The organism is Vibrio sp. 2033 (genome assembly GCF_033339735.1).
Genome location: NZ_JAWOVC010000794.1, coordinates 1 through 525, shown reverse-complemented (window position 1 = coordinate 525; position 525 = coordinate 1). Strand labels below are relative to the sequence as shown.

The following is a 525-nucleotide window of genomic DNA, read 5'->3' as shown; positions in this document are numbered from 1 at the left end:
AAAGCGTTGGAAGAGCAGCTGCGCAACTTAAGTGAGAAAGACGGTTTGACTGGACTGTGGAACCGCAGAAAGTTTGAAGAACAATTAACCCACTACGCGAATATTGTAGAACGTTATCCTGATACACCGACGACGTGTTTGGCTTTGTTTGATATTGACTACTTTAAGCGCATCAACGATGAACGCGGTCACGATGAAGGGGATAAAGTCATTTGTAGCGTCGCAGAAACGTTACTACGTGAAGTGCGCACTACGGATTTTGTTTCTCGTGTTGGTGGTGAGGAGTTTGCGGTGATCATGCCTTATACCACAGTTAAAGAGGCCGAAGTGGTGCTCAATCGTTTGCGAGTCGCGGTTCAGCTGCGAAGCAATATGACCGTTACTGTCAGTGCGGGTTATAGTGACCTCACTGCCGATCGAACTCGAAGTTATAAGTGCGCAGGTATCGCGCTGTATGAATCCAAAAGCGCTGGTAGAAACTGCGTTTCTTTGTGTCATAGCATTGATGATATTGCTTAGTTCACA

At 46.3% G+C, this 525-nt stretch carries 1 protein-coding gene; it reads left to right on the top strand.

Features of this window, described 5'->3' with window-relative positions; genetic code table 11:
- Positions 1 to 519 (top strand): GGDEF domain-containing protein (locus R7P74_RS29125; protein WP_318124201.1); only part of this gene is annotated, 519 nt, incomplete at its 5' end.
- Positions 520 to 525: the final 6 nt, after the last annotated feature.